This window comes from Planococcus sp. CP5-4_YE (genome assembly GCF_019042655.1).
Taxonomy (GTDB): domain Bacteria; phylum Bacillota; class Bacilli; order Bacillales_A; family Planococcaceae; genus Planococcus.
This window is the reverse complement of the sequence record NZ_JAHPZO010000025.1, coordinates 1-21050: the sequence shown is the minus strand read 5'-3', so window position 1 is coordinate 21050 and position 21050 is coordinate 1. Positions and strand designations below refer to the sequence as shown.

The 21050-nt window shown below is 39.6% G+C and carries 24 protein-coding genes; 18 read left to right on the top strand and 6 right to left on the bottom strand.

Going from position 1 to position 21050, the window contains the following annotated elements:
- Positions 1-141: 141 nt before the first annotated feature.
- From KTG14_RS17085 to KTG14_RS17070, 4 genes are all read right to left on the bottom strand, one after another.
- Positions 142-444 (bottom strand): hypothetical protein, encoded by a 303-nt coding sequence (locus tag KTG14_RS17085; RefSeq protein WP_216972017.1) that lies wholly within the window; start codon positions 442-444, stop codon positions 142-144.
- A gap of 118 nt (positions 445-562) precedes the next feature.
- On the bottom strand, positions 563-919 hold the full coding sequence (locus KTG14_RS17080; RefSeq protein WP_216972016.1) for a hypothetical protein: 357 nt from the start codon (positions 917-919) through the stop codon (positions 563-565).
- Between the two features lie 358 nt (positions 920-1277).
- Positions 1278-1487 carry a ribonucleotide-diphosphate reductase subunit beta gene (locus tag KTG14_RS17075; protein ID WP_254178225.1) on the bottom strand — a complete coding sequence of 70 codons (210 nt, stop codon included), beginning with the start codon at positions 1485-1487 and terminating at the stop codon, positions 1278-1280.
- A 55-nt stretch (positions 1488-1542) separates the two neighbouring features.
- The gene (locus KTG14_RS17070; RefSeq protein WP_216972015.1) at positions 1543-1818 is read right to left on the bottom strand and encodes a hypothetical protein; all 276 of its coding nucleotides are present in this window, start codon (positions 1816-1818) and stop codon (positions 1543-1545) included.
- A gap of 409 nt (positions 1819-2227) precedes the next feature.
- Between KTG14_RS17070 and KTG14_RS17065 the strand changes: the two genes are divergently transcribed.
- The 5 genes from KTG14_RS17065 (at position 2228) to KTG14_RS17045 (ending at position 5614) form a co-directional block, all read left to right on the top strand.
- Positions 2228-3250: a dTDP-glucose 4,6-dehydratase gene (locus tag KTG14_RS17065; protein WP_216972014.1), complete on the top strand. Its 1023-nt coding sequence runs from the start codon at positions 2228-2230 to the stop codon at positions 3248-3250.
- 36 nt (positions 3251-3286) lie between these two features.
- Entirely contained in the window at positions 3287-4441 is a 1155-nt protein-coding gene (locus tag KTG14_RS17060) for a glycosyltransferase (protein ID WP_216972013.1), read from the top strand.
- Between the two features lie 197 nt (positions 4442-4638).
- Positions 4639-4833 carry a hypothetical protein gene (locus tag KTG14_RS17055; protein WP_216972012.1) on the top strand — a complete coding sequence of 65 codons (195 nt, stop codon included), beginning with the start codon at positions 4639-4641 and terminating at the stop codon, positions 4831-4833.
- Between the two features lie 259 nt (positions 4834-5092).
- A complete protein-coding gene (locus KTG14_RS17050; protein ID WP_216972011.1) occupies positions 5093-5332 on the top strand; it encodes a hypothetical protein in 240 nt (79 codons plus the stop codon).
- A 108-nt stretch (positions 5333-5440) separates the two neighbouring features.
- Positions 5441-5614, top strand: coding sequence for a hypothetical protein (locus tag KTG14_RS17045; protein WP_216972010.1), 174 nt, complete (start codon positions 5441-5443; stop codon positions 5612-5614).
- 54 nt (positions 5615-5668) lie between these two features.
- Here KTG14_RS17045 and KTG14_RS17040 read toward each other — a convergent pair whose 3' ends face one another.
- Both KTG14_RS17040 and KTG14_RS17035 read right to left on the bottom strand, forming a co-directional pair.
- Positions 5669-6589, bottom strand: coding sequence for an LCP family glycopolymer transferase (locus KTG14_RS17040; protein WP_216972009.1), 921 nt, complete (start codon positions 6587-6589; stop codon positions 5669-5671).
- Between the two features lie 12 nt (positions 6590-6601).
- The gene (locus KTG14_RS17035; protein WP_216972008.1) at positions 6602-7393 is read right to left on the bottom strand and encodes an SGNH/GDSL hydrolase family protein; all 792 of its coding nucleotides are present in this window, start codon (positions 7391-7393) and stop codon (positions 6602-6604) included.
- 177 nt (positions 7394-7570) lie between these two features.
- Here KTG14_RS17035 and KTG14_RS17030 point away from each other — a divergent pair, with 177 nt between their 5' ends.
- From KTG14_RS17030 to KTG14_RS16970, 13 genes are all read left to right on the top strand, one after another.
- Entirely contained in the window at positions 7571-8305 is a 735-nt protein-coding gene (locus KTG14_RS17030) for a YveK family protein (RefSeq protein WP_216972007.1), read from the top strand.
- On the top strand, positions 8298-9002 hold the full coding sequence (locus KTG14_RS17025; protein ID WP_216972006.1) for a CpsD/CapB family tyrosine-protein kinase: 705 nt from the start codon (positions 8298-8300) through the stop codon (positions 9000-9002). Before KTG14_RS17030 ends, KTG14_RS17025 begins: the two co-directional genes overlap by 8 nt.
- Before the next feature lie 182 nt (positions 9003-9184).
- Entirely contained in the window at positions 9185-9952 is a 768-nt protein-coding gene (locus KTG14_RS17020; RefSeq protein WP_216972005.1) for a tyrosine-protein phosphatase, read from the top strand.
- A 125-nt stretch (positions 9953-10077) separates the two neighbouring features.
- Complete coding sequence (locus tag KTG14_RS17015) at positions 10078-11919, top strand: polysaccharide biosynthesis protein (protein ID WP_216972004.1); 1842 nt, start codon at positions 10078-10080, stop codon at positions 11917-11919.
- 33 nt (positions 11920-11952) lie between these two features.
- Entirely contained in the window at positions 11953-12633 is a 681-nt protein-coding gene (locus KTG14_RS17010) for a PIG-L deacetylase family protein (protein ID WP_216972003.1), read from the top strand.
- An 18-nt stretch (positions 12634-12651) separates the two neighbouring features.
- Complete coding sequence (locus KTG14_RS17005) at positions 12652-13494, top strand: formyltransferase family protein (RefSeq protein ID WP_216972002.1); 843 nt, start codon at positions 12652-12654, stop codon at positions 13492-13494.
- A complete protein-coding gene (locus KTG14_RS17000; RefSeq protein ID WP_216972001.1) occupies positions 13487-14077 on the top strand; it encodes a sugar transferase in 591 nt (196 codons plus the stop codon). The genes KTG14_RS17005 and KTG14_RS17000 overlap by 8 nt, the downstream gene beginning before the upstream one ends.
- 12 nt (positions 14078-14089) lie before the next feature.
- Positions 14090-14923 carry an NAD-dependent epimerase/dehydratase family protein gene (locus KTG14_RS16995; RefSeq protein WP_216972000.1) on the top strand — a complete coding sequence of 278 codons (834 nt, stop codon included), beginning with the start codon at positions 14090-14092 and terminating at the stop codon, positions 14921-14923.
- 12 nt (positions 14924-14935) lie between these two features.
- A complete protein-coding gene (locus KTG14_RS16990) occupies positions 14936-16156 on the top strand; it encodes a glycosyltransferase family 4 protein (RefSeq protein ID WP_216971999.1) in 1221 nt (406 codons plus the stop codon).
- Between the two features lie 27 nt (positions 16157-16183).
- Entirely contained in the window at positions 16184-17209 is a 1026-nt protein-coding gene (locus tag KTG14_RS16985; protein ID WP_216971998.1) for a nucleoside-diphosphate sugar epimerase/dehydratase, read from the top strand.
- On the top strand, positions 17206-18318 hold the full coding sequence (locus KTG14_RS16980) for a polysaccharide biosynthesis C-terminal domain-containing protein (RefSeq protein WP_216971997.1): 1113 nt from the start codon (positions 17206-17208) through the stop codon (positions 18316-18318). Before KTG14_RS16985 ends, KTG14_RS16980 begins: the two co-directional genes overlap by 4 nt.
- A gap of 3 nt (positions 18319-18321) precedes the next feature.
- Positions 18322-19446 carry a non-hydrolyzing UDP-N-acetylglucosamine 2-epimerase gene (gene wecB, locus KTG14_RS16975; RefSeq protein ID WP_216971996.1) on the top strand — a complete coding sequence of 375 codons (1125 nt, stop codon included), beginning with the start codon at positions 18322-18324 and terminating at the stop codon, positions 19444-19446.
- The gene (locus tag KTG14_RS16970) at positions 19446-20648 is read left to right on the top strand and encodes a glycosyltransferase (RefSeq protein WP_216971995.1); all 1203 of its coding nucleotides are present in this window, start codon (positions 19446-19448) and stop codon (positions 20646-20648) included. The genes wecB and KTG14_RS16970 overlap by 1 nt, the downstream gene beginning before the upstream one ends.
- The last annotated feature ends 402 nt before the right edge of the window (positions 20649-21050 follow it).

Sequence of the window (21050 nt, the reverse complement as noted above, 5' to 3'; positions counted from 1 at the left end):
CAAAATACCGAACAAATCCAGTCGGTCTCGCTATATCCAATGACATCTAACAGCAATTCAGCGCCAAGGGCGAAGCGAAGCAATCATCAATAGATACAAATTTAAAAGTATAATAAAAAGCTCCCACTAGAGAGGGAGCTTTCATTCAGGTGGTACGCGCTGTTTAAGGCGAGCCCATATGTCATCAGAGTCCTTAGGCAAGCCTTTGATTCGTACGCCAATTCCAAAATACAAGATTTCCTGTTCTTCTTCACGAACCTTGAAGATAATACGAAAATCAGACTTTTTATCGTCCCACCCTTGCTGGTGTTTCATTTTCTCTGGAATAGAGTGGAAATATCGCTTGCGGTAGCCGTAATCGGAATACGGCGGATATTCCGTTGGGCGGCTCAGACCTTCCCAGTCGTTATCGAGCAGAGCTTGTTCTCGGTCAAGTTGAATCATAAAGGCTAGGTAATTCTTTTCAGCTATATAGCCATTCTCGATTAAAAACCTCAAATCTTCTTCGAAATGCGGATCGATTTTGATTTGATAATACTGAATGACACCCCCCTCCTATCTGTTAGTCGGTAATACGTTCCATCACATCCGAAAGAGAATTGACTTTATACTCTTCCGATTGACCTTCTTCTGCTCTTTTTACTGCATCGCCTGTGTGAAGGCTCAGTAAAACATCCTCTAACTGACTCTGGAGGTCTTCAATGAACTGCTCTTTCTCGTTTAGTTGCTCAAGCAATAACTCAAATTTGTTCCACGGCAGCATGGCGATAGAAAGTTCGCTGTTAATGAGGACGCCGACTGGGCCTTCTTTTTGAACCTTATTTAGCAATGAACGTTGAGACATTGTTCGTAACTCTTGTCCCTTTAACAATTGTTTGCTTTCAATACGTTTATCCAAGTCAATAGTGCTTGGTGACATAGTGTTCACCCCCCCTTTGAGTTATCTTAATATTACAACTAATTACTTGGCATATCAAATTTTATAGCATTATTTTGTACATCATTTAGGTGATAAAAAAGTTCATAATAATGTGAGGTTTAATTCTATATAGCTTTTCTTACGGTAAGAATAATGAAGCCAATACCATACAACATAACCGAACATATCTTAATAAACACGTTATAGTCTTCGGTCCCGTAAACATAGTTTATCAAGAAAGAAGTGCAGGCCATGATAGTCAAGGCAATCATGAATCGCTTCATATAAGGTGAATTATTTCTTTCATTCACTCGATTTCAAGCTCATCGGCTTTACGGAAGATTTGTGCTGCATAATCTTAGAGTTCCGTTGTGTCATACTCCGGGTTCTCTGCTAGCATTTCTGTGAAGATGTTAACGAAGAGCCCCGCATTGACCTGCTCACCGCGGTTAATTATCGTAGATGTCGCCTCTATCTTGCCGTTGTGAGTCAAGTTATAAAAGAACGCAAAACCGGCGTAGAAAAACAAGCCTTCCAGGATGATCTCAAAGACAATTGACTTTAACATGTTGTTGACTTTCAGATTGGTGAAAGATATGAATCACTTCACTGAATTTATCCCCTCAACCCACAGAACCCTCAGCTTTCAATTTCCGATACGCCGCAATCCAGAAGAACCCATAAATCACCACTACCGTCACCGCGAGAACTGGCGAGATCCGGAACAGCGTAAACAGCTGATACGTCATCCATAAAACAGTAAGTACCCCGACCAATAGGGCAGCCCGTTTGTTCTTGCGATAGATGTTCATGAAAATAATGGCAGTAAGTGCCCCCATAACGAGCGCAGCGCCTACGAAAAGAATATACATAACCAATGTTGAGCCGATATCACTCATCTCCTCTCTTTCTCTTTACCATACCCGATCTGACTTTCTTCTATATAATAGTTGCACTTGTTTTACCTCATTATCCGCAAGTCCCATTCTTTCTATCTAATTTCTGATACAAAATTCCTTTCGCATAATATTATTTTGGCGAAAAACGATATTTGATGCATGATTGTTCTTAAATTGTTAGATAAATGGATAATATCTTGCAATAACTAAATCGAAAGTCTTTCATTATTTAAAATAATCATTTCTAAATACCTAATTATTCTGTATAATTAAACCATTATTTAAAATACAAGTTTTTTACTTGTTTTTAACTTCCGGTCGATACAGTAGAGAAAACGGCGGAAGAGGTGGGGGTTTCATGAGAACGATTCACAAATTTGAGACAGCAGGAAAGGAGGGAAACCCAAAAATGAGAGCGATTTTAGTAACGGGAGGGCACGGCTTTTTGGGTTCGCGTTTCATTCATGAGCTATTGATTAAGTACCCGGCATATCAGGTGGTTGCCATCGACGAGGAAGCAGAAAAAGTGCCGGAACTGTTGCGGCCGTTATTTGCCAGCAAGCGCTATGCGTTCCATCAAATCGATATCCGCAATAGCGATGCGGTCGAACAGGTATTTGAGCATTACGAAATCAGCGACGTCGTCCATTTTGCGGCAAAAACACATGTCGGTGAGTCGATGAGAAATCCGGGGATCTTTGCAGAAACCAATGTGCTGGGCACGTTCCACGTACTCGATGCAGCCCGTAAGCAATGGATGAACGGCCCGTTTGAAATGAAAGAACGCTACGCCAGATCGCGCTTTTTGCATATTTCGACAGACCAGGTCTATGGGCCGCGCGAACAAGGCTTTGCGGACGAGACGATGAAGTACGATCCGATCAGCCCGTATGCCGCGAGCAAAGCGAGTTCCGATTTGATGGTGACCGGATTCCATGAAAGCTACGGCATGGATGCCGTCGTGCTGCAGGCATCCAATGTCTTCGGCCCGCATCAGCAAGACGACAAGCTCATTCCGATTATCTTGCAAAAAGCCCTGTCCGGCAGCATCATTCCAGTTTATTCAAGCGGCGAAGATGTTCACGATTGGGTATCGATCCGTGATTTCTGGCATGCAGCGGATACCGTGTTTCATTTAGGGGATGCGGGAGAGACCTACCTGGCAGGAGGCAATGCATCGCTCAAGACCATTGAAATCGTCGAGAAAATTTGTGAATCGCTCGATCGTCATTTCCCGGGAAATGATACGTACAAAAACCAGATCCGCTTTGTGGAACCGGCGACAGGCGCGAAACCACCCCATCGCTTTGCGGTGTCTTCAAATAAGTTGAAGCAGCAATTCGATTTTGAGCCGGAGACCAAGTTTGACCAAGGCATTAAAGAAACAATCGATTGGACGCTTTCCAAAAAGCGGCTATGGGAAGTTGTATAACACGTAAACCAAATGACGATTGCCACGAGGTGTCCCATGATTCCATTTGAAACGGTTGAGAAACCAGGTAACACGAAAACAAACGGGCAGATCCAAAAAATCGCCCTTGTCCATAAACATATGAAAGCAGGCGGTGTCGAAGCATTGATCGTCCGGATGTCGCGCTGGCTGGTGGAAAACGGCTACGAAGTCAACGTCTATCTCTATAGCGGGGGCGGCCCTTTGCTTCGCCATCTCCAGCACATCGACGGGCTTAAGGTCACCGTCAGGGACAACGGCAAAGAATCGACACTCGATCTATCGGTACTGAATCAGCTTGTGAGGTCCGATAAATACGATCTGGTCTATTCTTTCAGTCCATCGGGATTGCTGTTGTCGTATGCCGTGCCGGCGCGGCTCCGGTTATCGGGTGTCTATCAGCCGGAACTGTACAAGCTTGAGCGCAATAAAAAAATCATCCGTGCGTTAAAGGCCATCGATAAAACCTTCACACAAAAACTGGTGTTCATGAACCCGACGGTACGGCGCTATACGGCGCGGGCACTGGGAACCGAAGTGCCCAACCAGTTCATGCCGCCGCCAGTTGAGCAAAATGCAAGCAATGCCCAGCTAGGCAGCCCGCATTCGAGGCGCATCGTCTCGGTCGGGGCGATTCAAGCCTTCACGACGCATTACGCGCAAGTAATCGAATTGATGGAAGAACTCATTCAAATCGATCCCGAATTCACTTATCATATCTACGGGGAAGGGCCGGACGAAGCGCGCTTGCGCAAAAGCATAGCGGAATCCGAAGCGAGCGACCACATCTTCCTGCACTCAATGCCCCGAAACGGCGGGATCGAAGGCATCCTGAAGGACTGCTTTTGCTTTATCGGTTCCGGGGCGATGATGATCCAGGCTTGTGGATGGGGGATTCCCGGTATCACTTCACGTGCCAACGATGCCGAAGCGTTATCGGAAGGCTATTTTCATGAATTGCCGCCTTATGAAGTCGGAGAAGCGTACTGGGAAGCACCGGAAACCTATGAAATCGGGGAGCTGGTGAAAAACTTGCTAGTTTCGGAAAATGCTTACCGAAAAGTCGCGGAGCGCTGCAAACAAAAAGCACGTCAATTTGAAATCGATCACGTCATGAGCGATTTCTTAGAACTCGCGAGTGCCAATTTGCCGCAAGAGGAAAAAAGGAACTGATTCGATAATTAACCATTTGTCTGAAATTTCTTTCAAAAAAGCTAATGAAAGAAATTTCAGGGAAATCAGTCATTTTTTCTCGAATTCTTATGCCATTTGGTCTATTCATTAGATAAAACCTCCTGTATACTTAAAATTACATCATGCGGGAAGGGACTCTAGTCACTCCCTGAATAAGCAGAAAGCAGGTGAGCAAGGTGGATTATGCTGAATACCAACACCGCTTAGAGAAAAAATACGGTAAGCCGATCGAGCAAATCATGCGCACCATTTACATCGACAAAGATTACGGGCTTGCAACAGGCGCCCAAGAGCTTGGAATTCCGCGGCAAGTGTTTATGCATTTCGTCTGTGAATTCAATTTGAAACCCGATAAGCTGCAGCGCCTATAAGTTATACAAACCGCCCATTTCCGATGGTGCGGTTTTTTATTGCCTCAATATCCTGTTAAAGAGGTACGGGGAGATGTATAAAATCCATAAAAAAAGGAATTATGAACCGGTTTAAAACAAATAAAATCGGATTATTTAATTTTATGGGTACAAATATTCAATTAGGACTAGTCAAAATGGATTAAAAGGAATATAATGGGTACATCTTATATAACACACCATATACAAATTCAACTTGCGGGAGGAGTGTCCGGGCGGCATGAAGGACTACGAGCTTGTGAAAAAGCAATTAGAGAAAGAGCATAAGCAATCCATTGAGGACATCATGTACAGGTATTATATCGAGAAGGACTTGGGACCGGCTGTCGGTGCGAAGGAATTGGGGATTCCGCGCCGTGCATTCGTCTACTTTGTCCAACAATACCGGTTGCAAGCGGCTAAGTACGAACTGATTAAAAAAAAAGAACTGAATTTCGGTGAATTGATGGCTGCCCTTTGAGGGTGGCCATTTTTGTATCCGACAAGACTGGGCTTTTTGATAGTATAAGGACAAGAGGGTGAATCGCTGATTTCCGAATGGGCGACTAAACGGGCAGGAAAAATTCGTATGTTTGCCGCGTTTTTTCTCCATATCGGGTTTGCATTTATTTCAGTTTTCTTCCTGAAAGACTATATGGCCTTTGCCGTCGTTTCAGCGATTGTGTTCTTTGTAGTGGATGAGATTTTGCGAAAAAGAGAAAAGCCCGAACAACAAACAGGAATGTCTGCAGTCCAAATGTGACAGCACATAAAAAAACTGCACCAAAGCCATTTAGGCTCTGGTGCAGTTTTTTTATTATTCCGTTGCTTCTTCCAATTCCAAATGCTCTTTCAAGGTCGATTGGATTTCCGCGAGTTCTGCATCGTCCATCATGTAATACCAGATGCCGTTGATGGTTTCGCCGTAGCCGTCTTCGACGATCAGTTGATCGACATTGGTAACAGCGTCTTGGTAATTGCGCTGCACGTCGACCATTTCGTCGAAGGTCATGTTCGTGCGGACGTTTTGCCCGAGTGCGTCAAAGATGTCTTTGTAGTTCCACAAGCTGTTGATGGAAGCGCCTTTTCGCATGATGCCTTGGATGACTTGTTTCTGGCGATCCTGGCGCCCGAAGTCGCCGCGTGGATCTTGCTTACGCATTTGGACGTAATCCAAAGCTTGTTCGCCGTTCAACTCGATTTCGCCTTCAGGGAAGTTATCGAAAGCGAGTGAGTTGTTGACGGTCACGCCGTCTACAGCATCGACGATATCTTCAAAACCTTCCATATTCACTTGCACAACGTAATCGATCGGGATATTGAGCAAGTTCTCGGTTGTATTCATCGACATTTCAATGCCACCAAATGCATAAGCGTGGTTGATTTTGTCTGTCGTGCCACGTCCGATAATTTCGGTGTAAGTGTCACGCGGGATGGAGACCATTTTTGTCGACTGTGTTTCCGGATTGACGGTCATGACGACCATCGTATCCGACCGCCCACGGTCGTCTTCGCGCTCATCAACTCCGAGCAACAGGACAGAGAATGGGTCTTGCTGATCAAACTCGACAATGTCTGTTCGTTCGACAGAAGGTTTTTCGCGTTCAACCGGTTCGTGCATTGTATCGAGTGTGGTCGTGAAGTTAGAGTAGACGCTATATGCGTAGATGCCGCCAGCGAGCAGGAGCAGTAAAAATCCAATCAATAAATACTTGGGCCATTTGCGTTTCTTTTTCATGCTGATCCTCCATTAATTTGAAATAAAATAAGTAGTCAATTCGGTTGCCCAAGTTTCAGCGCCCTTATCATTAGGGACGGCGTCTTCGGTCAAATGTTCCTTCAACGCGATATCGTCCGTATCCGGCCATGCATCCCAATGCTCGATGTACGGATAGTCATACAGACTGGCGAATTCCTCGAGTGCTTGGACTTGCGCGAGGTAATAACCGGCGCCATAAATCGGCTGTGGGGCGTGCAAAATGACCAGTGCCTCCGGATTCGCTTGTTCGAGGCGCGCCGAGAAGTCCTGCACATCTTGGCGTTCATCTTCAATCGAGACGCGGTCGTTGTTCATCAGTGTGAGTGGTTCAAGAAGCGCCAAGTCATACCCAGCAGTGAGGTCGACGTATTTAAGGGAGTCGGAAGTTCCGCTGACCGCTTCGATCGTTACCTCTATTGAATCTCCATAAGACTCTTCCAATGAAGTCTTCAAGCGCTGCGCATAACCCGGATTGCCGGATTCCAGTGCTTCAGACCCAGCAATCAATAATTGAAGCGTTTCATCTTCAGAAGTCTTTTGGAGAAATAGCTCCTGGACTCGCTCGTCCATATTGGCGAGCAGTTCTGTGTTCACAGAATCGTCACTAGTTGACTCGGTTTGGGTGGTTTGAGTTTCAGAATCGGTGTTTTCAGTTTCGGTGCTTGCTGTTTGTTCTGGGGTACCGGCGCCTTGTAGTTTATCCTGCCAAGATAAGTAAGAAAAGACAAGGATTCCAAGGCAAGCAAGGACTGCAACGAGCCCTCCTAATTTATACAATTTCATACTTTACTCCTTTCAAAAATAGCCATTTCTATAAATTAAAGATAGCATAAATCAGTCCTTATTCCTATATAACTTTTTAAAATTGGAAGTCCAAATGGTATATTCCTGTGATATACTGTCTTATGTTGTTTAAATTTGTCTATTATTTAAATTGAAATAGAAGGAGCCACTTACTACATGGAAGAGACTATTAGCTTACAGGATTTGTTCAAGACCTTAAAGAAGAACCTAGGAATTATTGCCCTCACGACCATATTGGCTATCACCATCGCAGGAGCGGTATCGTTCTTATTCTTGACGCCGATTTATGAAAACTCGACACAAATACTCGTCAACCAGGAACAAACAGAAGCAGCGCAACTGACCAACCAAAACATCCAAACCGATCTACAGCTCATCAATACATACTCGGTCATCATAAAAAGCCCAGCGATCCTCGACCAAGTCATCGAGCAAATGAACTTGGATATGAGCGCTGAAGCGTTGACACAGAAAATTACTGTTAATACAGCAGAAAATTCTCAAGTCGTCAACGTCGTCGTACGCGACGAAGATCCTGCGCAAGCAGTCGAAATCGCCAACACAACTGCACAAGTATTTGAAAATGATATTAAAGAATTGATGAACGTCGATAACGTCTCAATTCTATCTGCCGCAGTATTGAAAGAAAACCCAAGCCCAGTTGAACCGAACCCGTTCTTGAACATGGCAATCGCCGCGGTTGTCGGTTTGATGTTAGGTGTCGGAATCGCATTCTTGCGTGAATACCTGGATACATCTATGAAGACAGAACAAGACATTGAAGATATTCTTGGCGTGCCACTATTAGGTGTCATTTCGCCGATTAAAGAAAAAGCAGAGCTCGAAGTAACGACAAGTAATAGAAGAAAGGCGGCAGAATTGAATGGCTAAGAAAAAACAGAGTTTACAAGCAACCGCCCGTAAAGTCATTACGCACACAACACCAAGATCTTTCGTCTCTGAACAGTTCCGTACTTTGCGGACAAACGTCAATTTCGCCTCTCCTGATTTGGAACTGCGTTCAATCGTTGTCACATCCGCTGCACCGGGGGAAGGGAAATCGACAACATCTGCTAACTTGGCGACTGTATTCGCTCAAGAAGGCAAAAATGTACTTCTTGTAGATGGTGATATGCGTAAACCAACGACTCACTATACATTCCATATGCCGAATACAATTGGCCTATCCAATGTTTTGACACGCCAAAAGTCTGTCGAAGAGGCTATCCGCCCGACGACAGTCGAGCGTTTGGACTTAATGACATGCGGACCGATCCCGCCGAATCCGGCAGAACTATTGGCATCTAACGCCATGGGGATGCTTATCTCTGATTTGAAGAAGCGATACGACGTCGTGATTTTCGATGCGCCACCTGTATTGTCCGTTACGGATGGTCAGGTGCTCGCAAATAAATGTGACGGTGCCATCTTGGTCGTCAATTCCGGAAGTACCGAAAAAGAAATGGCCGCTAAAGCAAAAGAAGCAATCGAAGCGTCCAACAGCAAATTGATCGGCGCCGTATTGAACAATTTTGAGCTGGCAAAAGACAGCTATTATTACCAATACTACGGCAATGCTGAAGAGTAAAAGGAGGATCTCTTCCTTTTACTTTTTCTTTTAACTGAAATACCCAATTTTTTCAAAGTAAGATTCCACGATAGTCATATTTGGCAATTTATTATCCTTTTAAAAATACATAGAGAACTCCTTGAGAGAAATAGAGACCTGGACCTGAGAAATGATTGCCGAGCAACAGGAGGGAACTAAACATGATCGATACGCACTCACACATTTTACCGGCACTGGATGACGGGGCAGAAACGATGGAACATACGAAGCGGCTATTGGATATGGCAGTTAACGAGCAATTGACTGGAATCATCGCAACGCCACACGGCCACCACCCAAATTTTAAGACCGATATCGCAGCACTTCACATGCAATTAAAGACAGTGAAAGACTATGTAAAAGAAGCGCAATTGCCACTCGAAATCTATGGTGGACAAGAATGCCGCTTGTCGGATAAATTGCCGGAGCGACTCGCAAATGGCGAAGCACTGACTTTAGCGGAATCTCGCTATGTGTTATTAGAATTGCCTTCATCTGGGATCCCTGCTTACACTGTACCGGTCATCCAGCAATTGATCACTTCCGGCTATATTCCGATCATCGCACATGCAGAGCGCAATCAAGGAGTTATCCAAAAGCCCGAACGTTTAAAGAAGCTATTGATTCACGGCGCTATGGCGCAAGTGACAGCAGGATCACTTTCCGGCAGCTTCGGCAAAAGTATTCAAAAGACGGCGTTGCAGCTGATTGATGCGAATATGATTCATGTATACGGTTCAGATGTACACAGCGAAGATGTACGACCGTTCCATTTCAACGCGGGCTTAGATGTACTAGAAAAAAAGAACCGCCACCAAATGATCGATATCTTACTTGAGAACAATGACCGCATCCTCCTGGATCAAGACTTGTACGTTCTTGAGCCACAAGACATAGACAAAGGCAAGTGGTGGAATATCTTTGCTTAAAATCTAATATTATAGTATTAATTTTACATTTCTGCTCTATCTTTACTGGAAAATGCATGTTAAAATTAGCAACAGATTTCCAGCACTTGTGTAAATAGTAATGCCTCGTGAAAGGGTGGACCCACATGTCATTGAAAAACAGAATGTCTTTACTCATAGTAGTCGATTCCTTAATTGTATTTTTCTCCATCTTCGTCGGCTACTATATCCTCTACCCTTACGTAGATATCTTCCAGAACCAATTCCTCTTAGCAAGTGCGTTAACCATCTTCATCGCTCATCATGTCTTTGCCATGTACTTCGGCCTTTATCGGAAAGTATGGGAATATGCTTCAATTGGTGAACTTTCTTCCATTGTAAAAGCTGTAACTTTATCAGTATTAGCGGTTGGAGTTGTTCAACTTCTAGTGAGAGAAGACATTTTAGTCAGAGCTCTTGCAATTACATGGATGCTTCACGTGCTTTTAATCGGTGGATCCCGCCTTTCTTGGCGCATGATGCGTGGTCGAGGCTTTAAGTTGAAATCTTCAGACCAAGAGTTGAAGCGGACGATGATTGTGGGAGCGGGAAAAGCCGGAACGCTCGTCGCGCGCCAGCTGTTGAATAATCCCGAGAACGGTTTTTTGCCAGTACTGTTTGTAGATGACGACAAGAATAAACACGGCCTTGATATTTACGATGTACGAGTAGTGCACGGTGAGACAAAAGATATCGATGCTATTGCAAAAGACAATTTCATTGAGAGGATTATCGTCGCCATTCCCTCGCTCAGCAAGCAGGAATCAGCGGAACTAATCAAGCATTGTATGGATACGGGAATTAAAACTCAGACTATTCCCCTAATTGAAGACGTCATGACTGGCAAAGTATCCGTTACAGATATCCAAGATGTAAAAATTGAAGATCTTCTTGGACGTGAAGAAGTAAAGCTCGACATGAACAAAATCGCCGACCAATTGACTGGTAAGACAATTTTAGTTACTGGTGCAGGTGGTTCAATTGGATCCGAAATCTGCCGTCAAATCGCTCGTTTTGGCCCAAAGCAACTTCTATTACTTGGCCATGGTGAAAACTCCATTTATTTAATCGATATGGAGTTGAGAAAAACTATAGGCAACGAAACTGAAATCATTCCCTTAATTGCCGATATCCAAGACCGGGAGCGTGTCATTGCGATTATGGATGAATACAAACCAGATGTTGTTTATCATGCAGCAGCCCACAAACATGTTCCTCTAATGGAAGGGAACCCAATGGAGGCTGTGAAGAATAATATTTATGGTACGAAGAATGTAGCAGAAGCATCACATATGGCCGGAGTAAAAAACTTCGTTATGATTTCGACCGATAAAGCAGTTAACCCTCCAAACGTAATGGGGGCATCGAAGCGTTTTGCGGAAATGATTGTGCAGAACTTGGCTAAGCGAAGTGAAACGACTTTTGTGGCAGTCAGGTTCGGAAATGTACTTGGATCTCGAGGTTCGGTGATTCCTTTATTTAAAAAACAAATAGCAGCTGGGGGACCTGTAACAGTAACACACCCAGATATGACAAGATATTTCATGACTATACCGGAAGCTTCGCGATTGGTAATTCAAGCTGGAACTTTAGCGCGTGGTGGAGAAGTATTTGTTCTTGATATGGGTGAACCAGTAAAAATAGTCGATTTAGCAAAAAATTTAATTCGTTTATCTGGTTACTCCGAAGAAGACATCCAAATCAATTTCTCAGGGATTCGACCAGGTGAGAAAATGTACGAGGAATTACTTGATTCAGATGAAATTCAGGATAAGCAAATTTTTCCTAAGATTTTTATCGGGATAGCAAATCCGGTAGCGGATCTAGAACTTAAATACATAATGGAAAAATTACATGAAATGAACGATTTTGAGCTAAAAGAAGTTCTGGTAGGCTTAGCAAATCGAAAAAATGTTGGTGAGTCTAATATTCTTGTCAGTAATCAGTAAGTGAAAATACAATAGTAAGGATTAGGTGAAAAAATGTCATATTTAGTTGTAGTAGCACATCCGGATGATGAAGTTTTGGGAGCAGGAGGAACGATTCACGCGTTAACTCAAAGAGGAGATGAAGTGAATGTTTGTATACTTTGCTCTGAAGTGGAAATCCGCAAATTCCGTCCTACAACTGAAGAGTTAAATTCAGACTTACAAGAAGCGAATAAATTATTAGGGGTAAACAAGATATTTCAAGGTGGATTTCCCAATATTGCATTAAATACTGTAAAACAAATTGAATTAGTTCAGTTTATTGAAAAAGTTATGATTGAAACCAAAACAGAAGTACTTTTTACACATCATCCAGGAGATTTAAATAATGATCATTATCATGTGTCTATAGCATGCCAAGCAGCATCAAGACTTTTCCAAAGAAGGTCTGATGTAGTTCAGTTAAAGGAACTATTATTTATGGAAATTCCATCTTCTACAGATTGGGCTCTTAACAGCTCCCTTAATACATTCAAAGCCAATGTATATTTTGAAATCAATGAATCTGGTGTAGAAAAGAAAATTGAATCACTTTCGAAGTATCGAGGAGTAATGCGAGACTATCCTCATCCAAGAAGTGCTGAAAACCTTAAGAGCTTAGCTACATATAGAGGAAGTCAATCTGGTCTAGTTTACGCTGAAGCTTTTGAAAGTGTATTTAGAAGAGTTTTTTAATAAAGGAGAATATAAACTATGAAAATAGCCTTTGCTACATGCGTAGAGCTGGGAAAAAGTTGTATAGAAGAAATCTATCGTCTTGAAGGAAAACTCGATTTAATGATTACGCTTAAGGATGAAAAAGCTAAAAATAAATCTGGTAGAGTCTATTTAGATTACTTATCTTCTCAACACGATATTCCATTGTTAAAAATAGATAATATTAATGACAAAGAAACTATTCAAGAGCTAAAAATTAAACAAATAGATTGGCTTTTCATTATAGGGTGGTCTCAAATTGCTAAAAAACAATTACTAGACACCCCAAATAAGGGATGCATAGGAATGCATCCTACTCTTCTACCAAAAGGAAGAGGGAGAGCTGCTATTCCATGGGCTATTATAAAAGAGCTTGATAAAACAGGGGTCACTGCTTTTAAAATTGATGAAGGCGTTGATACAGGCCCTATCATCGATTTAATTGAAATTCCGATATCAAAAGACGAAACATCAACAACGCTATATAAAAAAGTAAACGAATCTCATATAAAGTTAATGGAGAAAGTTTGGCCCGCAATAATCGAAAAAAAATTAGAGTTTAAAACACAAGACGAGTCAGAAGCCACTTATTGGAATGGCAGAAAGCCAGACGATGGAGAGATTACTCCTGATAGTTCTATTAGAGAAGCAGACCTTTTAGTTAGAGCGGCTAATAAACCGTATCCTGGTAGTTTTTACGTATTTAACAGTCAAACATATCGTATTTGGAAAGCTGAATTCTCTAAAGATGTTTACGAAGATAAAATATCATTACCTTTGAAAGATGGATACATGATTCCAGTGATTTTTGAGATAGAGGAAGTAATGCAGAATGCGTAAAGTACAGCTTTTTCTTAAACGAATTTTTGATTTCACTGTATCCCTTATATTATCAATTACACTATTTCCGTTTTTTTTAATAATTGCGGTTTTGATTAAATTGTCATCGGCAGGTCCAGTGTTTTTTAAACAGCAGCGTCCGGGACTAAATGCAGAAATTTTCGAGGTATACAAATTCCGTACTATGAAGCAAGGATCTGAACAAATGTTTGAAGGTAAAGAAGTATTATCGGACGACGACAGAGTTACTGCGATTGGGAAATATCTGCGAAGATTTAAGGTAGACGAATTGCCTCAAATTTTCAATGTTCTTAAAGGAGAAATGAGCCTCGTAGGTCCGCGACCTCAAAGAGTCGATTATTTAGAGAACTACACGACGGAAGAAATGAAACGTTTTAAGATGTTGCCTGGTTTAACAGGACTTGCACAAGTAAGCGGAAATATTTATTTATCAGTTCAGGAAAGAACTCAAAAAGACGTAGAATACGTTACAAACTTTAATCTTTTATTAGATTTGCAAATTATGATTCGAACCATCGGAGTTGTATTATTTGGGGAAGATAAATTTGCAAAAGAATCTTGAGGTTGATTAATGATGAAAAGAGTATTAATTACAGGAAAGAATAGTTACTCGGGAAAAAAGTTTATGGAGAGACTATTTGAAGTAAAACCTGATTGGGTCGTAGAAAGTATTTCAGTTAGAAATAATGACTGGATGAATGAAGATTTTTCTAGATACGATGCTATTTATCATGTTGCTGCTATAGTACATCAAAAAGAGGATGTATCTAGAGAGAATGAGTACTACAGGGTGAATAGTGAGTTGCCACTTAAACTAGCCCTAAAAGCAAAAACTGAAGGTGTAAGGTCTTTTGTTTTTCTGAGTTCAATTGCAGTTTATGGCATAGTCGGAGAAATTAAGAGTACTAAAGGAATAACCAAAGAAACTACAAAAGATCCACAAACACTTAATGGGAAAAGTAAGCTTTTAGCTGAAAGAAACTTGAAAGAATTGAACGACGATGAATTCAAAGTTTCTTTATTAAGAGTTCCTTTAATTTATGGTGAAAATAGTCCGGGGAACTATTCCTCGTTATTAAAGCTTTCAAAAATGCTGCCTATTTTTCCGAAAGTGAATAATACACGAAGCATGATACATATAGATCGACTTTCTGATATCGTGATGCATTTAATTGATAGTGAGTTGCAAGGAGTGTTCTTAGTTAATGATCAAAAGAATATCAATACTTCACTTCTCTTTAAAGCACTAAGAACACAGCAGAAAAAGAAAACATATCTGTCAAAGTTATTAGGAAAGTGCATATTAACTTTTGGAAAAGAAATACCATTGATAAAAAAGCTATTTGGAAGTATGTATTTCGATCTCAAGGATACTAAAATTCCAGGGTTTGAAGAAGAAAAAATATAGAAGTTGAAGTTGGTGTTTCTTATTAAAAAAGATACAGCTATATTATGTCAATATTTTTATCCAGAACATGTTTCCTCCGCTACTTTGCCCACTCAATTAGCTCAAGGACTTAATCAAAAAGGATTATCTATAGAAGTGTTTACTGGATATCCAACAGAATATTTAGATGATGAAAATCGAGATTTGCCTACTGAGATTGATGGCATTCCAATTCATCGTGTGAAATATACAACTTTCAATAACAAATCTAAAATGGGTAGGCTATTGAATTTCTTCTCTTTTTTTGTATCAATGAGCAGAAAAATACTTGCTTTAAAAAATTTTAATAAAGTAATTGTCTACTCCAATCCTCCGGTTCTCCCATTAATACCCTATATCGCGAAAAAGGTATTTGGCACTGAGTTCATTTTTGTTGCTTTTGATATTTATCCAGATAATGCGCTCAAAATGAATGGTATTAAACCTAATGGCTTAATCCATAAACTTATGAATTTTATTAATAAACGGATTTATAGTAATGCAGAAGAAATTGTGTTGTTGGGTAATGAAATGTACGACTATGTGATTCAAAATAATATCGCTGGAAAAACCTCCAACTTAAAAGTCATTCCAAACTGGTTCACTGGTGATGAGGAAATAATCAAAGGGCAAATTGACAATGCAGAATTTAGAGCCTTAAAAGAACAATATAAATTAATAGTTTTGTATTCGGGGAATATGGGCGCATTTCAAGACATAGATACCATTCTAAAGGGAATAAGGCGATTTAAGAATTCAAATGATATTTTATTTGTATTTAGCGGTCATGGGAAAAAGACGGATGAAGTTAAAGAGTTTCTTGAAACAGAAGGAATAACAAACTCTAGAGTATATGGATTTCTTAAGGGACAGGATTACTCCGATATTTTAGCAATTAGTAACGTTTGCTTAGTCAGTTTAGAAAAAGGAATTGAGGGGCTGGGAGTTCCGAGTAAAACGTATGGATATTTAGCGGCTGGGAAGTCAGTGATTTCAATTATGTCGCATAACACTGATATAGCCCAAGATTTAGAAAGCTGGAAATGTGGTCACAATATACTTCAAGGTGATGTATTAGGCTTTGAAAAAGTTTTAAGTGACTACTTATCCGGCGCTCGAGATACGCAAAGTGAAAGTCGAAATGCTAGAAGTTTATATAAAATGAAGTACCAAAAAGATATAAGTTTAGAGAAGTATTTCAGTATATTGAAATGAAATTTGAATGATGAAGGTTGGGATCTAATGTTTAAAGGAAAAACACTCCTCATTACAGGGGGGACAGGATCATTCGGAAATGCAGTATTAAAACGATTTTTAAATACAGACATTAAAGAAATTCGACTCTTTTCGCGTGATGAAAAGAAACAAGAAGACATTCGTAAAAGATTAAACAACGATAAGGTAAAGTATTACATCGGGGATGTTAGAGATATTAATAGCGTAAACATGGCTATGAATAATGTAGATTATGTATTTCATGCGGCAGCGTTGAAGCAAGTGCCGTCCTGTGAATTCTTCCCGATGGAAGCAGTTAAAACAAATGTTCTTGGAACAGAAAATGTATTGAATTCTGCAATACAGAACAATGTGAAGAAAGTTATTTGCTTATCTACCGACAAAGCAGTCTATCCAATAAATGCTATGGGTATTTCGAAAGCTATGATGGAAAAAGTTACAGTTGCTAAATCGCGTACGGTGAGCATTGAAGATACTACCATTAGCGGCACACGATACGGAAATGTAATGGCATCTCGCGGATCTGTAATCCCATTATTCATCGATCAAATTAAAGCTGGAAAGTCATTAACTGTAACAGATCCATCGATGACTCGTTATTTGATGTCTTTGGATGATGCTGTTGAACTGGTTTTGTTTGCTTTCACAAACTCAGCTCAAGGCGATATTTTTGTGCAAAAAGCGCCTGCTTCTACTATTGGAGAGTTAGCTCAAGCTTTGAAAGAGCTATTTAAAGTAGACAATCCAATTGAAGTCATTGGCACACGTCACGGTGAAAAACTTTTTGAAACTCTCTTAACTCGCGAAGAAATGGCAGTTGCTACTGACATGGGCGGTTACTATCGCATTCCTGCTGACAATCGAGATTTGAATTACAACAAATTTTTCACTGAAGGTGAAGAAGAGATTTCAGAAGGCTGGGAATACAACTCACATAACACTCACAGACTTTCCATGGACGAAATCAAAAAGCTTCTATTGACTCTAGATGTGGTGCAAGACGAACTTAAAAAAATGGGTGTTACTGTATGAAGAAGATTCTTGTGACAGGAGCAGAAGGCTTTGTGGGCAAGAATTTGGTGGTAGAACTGAAAAACCATGGATACGAAAACTTATACCTTTATACTAGAGAAAGCTCGTATGAAGATCTGAAAAAGTATACGAAAGATTGTGAGTTTGTCTTTCATTTAGCTGGAGTCAATCGTCCGAAAAATGAAGATGAATTCATGAAGGGTAATCATGGTTTAACTGAAGAATTGCTGACTCAGCTCAAAAAAAATGATAATGTTTGCCCCGTTTTGCTTAGCTCGTCAGCCCAAGCAAGCCAAGATAACTCGTATGGTCAAAGTAAAAAGGCAGGGGAAGATGCCGTCTTTGCTTATGGTAGTGATACTGATAATAATACATACGTATATAGACTTCCTAATCTTTTCGGGAAGTGGAGTAAACCGAACTACAACACTGTAGTAGCAACTTATTGTTACAACATCGCAAGAGACTTAGAAATCCAGGTCAATAACCCCGAAGCACATTTAACTCTAGCTTATATCGATGATGTAATAGTAGAATTCGTGAATGCTCTGAACGGTAATGCAACAAAAGATAACGACTATTGCATGATTCCTGTAACTCATGAGATTAAGCTGGGGGAACTCGCCGCTCTTATTCAGAGTTTTAAGGAAAGCCGTTCAGATTTGTCTATTGTGGATATGAACAATGACCTTCATAAGAAGCTTTACAGTACGTATTTAAGCTTTTTACCTGAAGACCAGTTTTCGTATGATTTAAAAATGAACAAAGACCAGCGCGGATCTTTTACTGAATTCATTAGAACTCCAGACCGCGGTCAAGTTTCTGTGAACATTTCCAAGCCTGGTATTACAAAGGGGAACCATTGGCATCACACAAAAAACGAGAAGTTTTTAGTGGTGAGTGGTCGAGGGGTTATACGTTTCAGAAAATTGGATAGTGATAAAGTGATCGAATATGAGGTTACTGGAGAAAAACTAGAAGTTGTGGATATACCAGTAGGATATACGCACTCAATCGTTAATACAGGAGAGACAGATTTAGTAACTGTTATGTGGGTCAATGAAAGCTTTGATTCAAATAATCCTGATACATATTTTGTGGAGGTTTGATCTGTGAAAAAGATGAAAGTCATGACTGTAGTAGGAACAAGACCAGAAATTATACGTTTATCTGCAGTGATTAATAAATTAGAGGAATCTGAAGCAATTGAACATGTATTAGTTCATACAGGTCAAAACTATGACTATGAATTGAACGAAGTATTTTTCGAAGATTTTAATCTTAGAAAACCTGACTATTTTTTAAGTGCTGCGAATGGCACAGCAGTAGAAACAATTGGAAATATTCTCGTAAAAATTGATCCTATATTAGAGGTAGTTAAACCAGAAGCAATACTAGTGTTAGGAGATACGAACAGTTGTTTGTGTGCAATTGCTGCTAAGAGGAGACAAATTCCTATTTTTCATATGGAAGCAGGCAACAGATGCTTTGATCAGCGGGTGCCAGAAGAAACCAATCGTAAAATTGTAGATCATACGGCTGATGTTAACTTAACATATAGTGATATAGCTAGAGAGTATCTTCTAAGAGAGGGTTTACCTGCAGACCGAATTATTAAAACTGGAAGCCCTATGTTTGAAGTGCTCAATTCTAGAAAAAAAGACATTGAAAAGTCAGATATAGTAGAAAAATTAAATCTTGAAGAAGACAAATATTTTGTAGTATCCGCTCATCGAGAAGAAAATATCAGTTCAGATAAGAACTTTTTAAATCTATGTGAGAGTTTGAATGCAATTGCAGACCACTACAGTATGCCAATTATCATTAGTACCCATCCTAGAACTCAGAAAATGATTGAAACTAAAGGAATCATATTCAATTCACTTATTAAGACAATGAAACCGTTAGGGTTTAATGATTATGTGAAACTACAATTGAAAGCTAAATCGGTTCTTAGTGATAGTGGAACTATTAGTGAAGAGTCTTCAATTCTTGGATTTAAAGCATTAAATATTAGGCAGGCTCATGAGCGACCTGAATCTATGGAAGAGACTGCTGTGATGATGGTAGGGTTGGAGAAAGAAAGAATTTTACAGGGATTAGAAATATTAGAAACTCAGGAAAGAAATACTATAAAGAATGTAAAAGATTATAGTATGCCTAATGTCTCGGATAAAGTTTTAAGGATAATAATTTCTTATACGGATTACGTAAACAGAACTGTGTGGCGTAAATAATGAAAATACTACAAATCAATTCTGTTTGTGGAGTAGGTAGTACAGGAAGGATAGCGACTGATATTCATGATATTTTGCAAGAACACGGACATGAGAGTTGGATTGCATATGGTCGTGGCGAAGCAAAGAATTGTGAAAACACTATCAAGATAGGAAATAAACTAGATAACTACACTCACGTAGCGAAAACACGTTTGTTAGATCAACATGGATTTGGTTCGAAAAAAGCAACTTTAGAGTTTCTCGAAAAAGTAAAAAAACTCGATCCAGATGTAATCCATTTACATAATATTCATGGCTATTATATTAATATTGAACTGCTCTTTAGCTATTTAAAAAAAGCTAAGAAAAAAGTGATTTGGACACTACATGATTGTTGGGCGTTCACTGGTCACTGTGCATATTTCGATTTCCGAGAATGTAATTGTTGGAAAATAGAGGGGGATAATAAGTGTATTCAATCTAGAAGTTATCCTTCGAGCTGGTTATTAAATAATTCTAAGGAAAACTTCCAAAGAAAAAAAGCCGCATTTAGTGGAATAGAAGATTTAACTATAGTAACACCATCAAATTGGTTAGCAGAACTGGTTAAGAAATCCTTCTTGAAAAATTACACTGTGAATGTTGTTAATAATGGCATTGATTTGGGTGTGTTCAAACCTACTGAAAGTAATTTTAAATTAAAGTATAAATTGGAAAACAAATTTACATTACTAGGAGTTGCTAGTATTTGGGATGAACGAAAAGGTTTAGAATACTTTTTAAAATTATCAAAAATGATCTCAACTAATGAATATATTATTTTAATCGGCTTAACAGAGAAACAACAAAAAAACTTGCCCTTAAATATAATAGGCATAGACAAAACTAATAATATCGAGCAGTTAGCGGAAATATATTCTGCAGCTGATGTTTTTGTGAATCCAACCCTTGAAGATAATTTTCCCACAACAAATATTGAAGCATTAGCCTGTGGAACTCCAGTAGTGACTTTTAATACTGGTGGAAGTATTGAATCTATCGATGAAAGTTGTGGGAAAGTAGTAGATAAAGGTGATTCAGTAAAATTATTCAAGAGTATTAAAGAAGCTAAAGAACTTAAGAGAACTGCATGTCGCCAAAGATCACTAAAATACGAAAAGAAAACACAGTATAAGAAGTACCTTGAGATATATATAGGTGAATTAGATGAAAAATATTAATATAGTTAATTATGTGAAATACAGTGAATTATTCTTACGAAAAACTAACTGAAAAAATGTTTAGATATCTCTAAATGATATTATATAAATTATACTTTTAATTAAAATTCTTATTAGGATGTGAAAAAGTGAAGGTATTACATCTATGTTTATGTTGTCCCTATAATGAATATTGGGGTTATCAAGACAATTTAATTCCGAAATTCAATGTAAAAGACGGGCATGAAGTGACAGTGATAACTACAATTTTGACAGATAGTGTCAATAGAGTAGGGTACGATAAAGTTGTTGCAGGTGAATGTAATTTAACTACGGGTGAAAAATTAATAAGATATTTACATTTGACTTAATTGCATTCGAATATCTTTTAAGGATATAAAATAGAAATATAACTATAAATAC

Coding starts and splice junctions, on each gene's coding strand:
- KTG14_RS17005 (WP_216972002.1), top strand. CDS start 12,652: ATGAAAATAGCCTTTGCTACATGCGTAGAGCTGGGAAAAAGTTGTATA.
- KTG14_RS17010 (WP_216972003.1), top strand. CDS start 11,953: ATGTCATATTTAGTTGTAGTAGCACATCCGGATGATGAAGTTTTGGGA.
- KTG14_RS17085 (WP_216972017.1), bottom strand. CDS start 444: ATGATTCAACTTGACCGAGAACAAGCTCTGCTCGATAACGACTGGGAA.
- KTG14_RS17050 (WP_216972011.1), top strand. CDS start 5,093: ATGAAGGACTACGAGCTTGTGAAAAAGCAATTAGAGAAAGAGCATAAG.
- KTG14_RS17000 (WP_216972001.1), top strand. CDS start 13,487: ATGCGTAAAGTACAGCTTTTTCTTAAACGAATTTTTGATTTCACTGTA.
- KTG14_RS17075 (WP_254178225.1), bottom strand. CDS start 1,487: ATGTTAAAGTCAATTGTCTTTGAGATCATCCTGGAAGGCTTGTTTTTC.
- KTG14_RS17045 (WP_216972010.1), top strand. CDS start 5,441: ATGTTTGCCGCGTTTTTTCTCCATATCGGGTTTGCATTTATTTCAGTT.
- KTG14_RS16985 (WP_216971998.1), top strand. CDS start 16,184: ATGTTTAAAGGAAAAACACTCCTCATTACAGGGGGGACAGGATCATTC.
- KTG14_RS17020 (WP_216972005.1), top strand. CDS start 9,185: ATGATCGATACGCACTCACACATTTTACCGGCACTGGATGACGGGGCA.
- KTG14_RS17025 (WP_216972006.1), top strand. CDS start 8,298: ATGGCTAAGAAAAAACAGAGTTTACAAGCAACCGCCCGTAAAGTCATT.
- KTG14_RS17060 (WP_216972013.1), top strand. CDS start 3,287: ATGATTCCATTTGAAACGGTTGAGAAACCAGGTAACACGAAAACAAAC.
- KTG14_RS17080 (WP_216972016.1), bottom strand. CDS start 919: ATGTCACCAAGCACTATTGACTTGGATAAACGTATTGAAAGCAAACAA.
- KTG14_RS17065 (WP_216972014.1), top strand. CDS start 2,228: ATGAGAGCGATTTTAGTAACGGGAGGGCACGGCTTTTTGGGTTCGCGT.
- KTG14_RS17070 (WP_216972015.1), bottom strand. CDS start 1,818: ATGAGTGATATCGGCTCAACATTGGTTATGTATATTCTTTTCGTAGGC.
- KTG14_RS16980 (WP_216971997.1), top strand. CDS start 17,206: ATGAAGAAGATTCTTGTGACAGGAGCAGAAGGCTTTGTGGGCAAGAAT.
- KTG14_RS16970 (WP_216971995.1), top strand. CDS start 19,446: ATGAAAATACTACAAATCAATTCTGTTTGTGGAGTAGGTAGTACAGGA.
- KTG14_RS17040 (WP_216972009.1), bottom strand. CDS start 6,589: ATGAAAAAGAAACGCAAATGGCCCAAGTATTTATTGATTGGATTTTTA.
- KTG14_RS17015 (WP_216972004.1), top strand. CDS start 10,078: ATGTCATTGAAAAACAGAATGTCTTTACTCATAGTAGTCGATTCCTTA.
- KTG14_RS17030 (WP_216972007.1), top strand. CDS start 7,571: ATGGAAGAGACTATTAGCTTACAGGATTTGTTCAAGACCTTAAAGAAG.
- KTG14_RS16995 (WP_216972000.1), top strand. CDS start 14,090: ATGAAAAGAGTATTAATTACAGGAAAGAATAGTTACTCGGGAAAAAAG.
- KTG14_RS17035 (WP_216972008.1), bottom strand. CDS start 7,393: ATGAAATTGTATAAATTAGGAGGGCTCGTTGCAGTCCTTGCTTGCCTT.